This window comes from Undibacterium sp. JH2W (assembly GCF_049340425.1).
Classification (GTDB): Bacteria; Pseudomonadota; Gammaproteobacteria; order Burkholderiales; family Burkholderiaceae_D; genus Undibacterium.
Genome location: NZ_JBMPOT010000094.1, coordinates 1 through 325 on the forward strand (window position 1 = coordinate 1; position 325 = coordinate 325).

Genomic DNA, 325 nt, shown 5'->3' on the forward strand with positions numbered 1-325 from the left:
GTGACGGTGCAGCCAAGGGGAAGATTGAGCGTTTCTTCCGGGGGTTCCGGGATCGCTTCCTGACTTTGCATCCCAGCTTCGCGTCTCTGGAAGAATTGAATCGTTTGACGCATGAGTGGGTGGAGGGTCAATACAATTCGAAGTCGCATAGTGCCATAGGGATGACGCCAATTGATCGTTTCAATCTGGACCGGAACCGGGTGACATTTTTGACTGACGATGCTTTTTCTGCGGAGGTGTTCTTTATCGAGGAGACGCGTAAGGTAAGTAAGACCAACGTATTCTCGATCCATTCGCAGCGCTATGAATGTCCGGTCGATTTACG

At 50.8% G+C, this 325-nt stretch carries 1 protein-coding gene; it reads left to right on the forward strand.

All coding sequences use genetic code 11. The annotated features are described in order from the left end of the window. Positions 1-325, forward strand: a 325-nt coding sequence (locus ACO0LC_RS29270; protein ID WP_423009795.1) for an integrase core domain-containing protein, incomplete at both ends; no start/stop codon positions are given.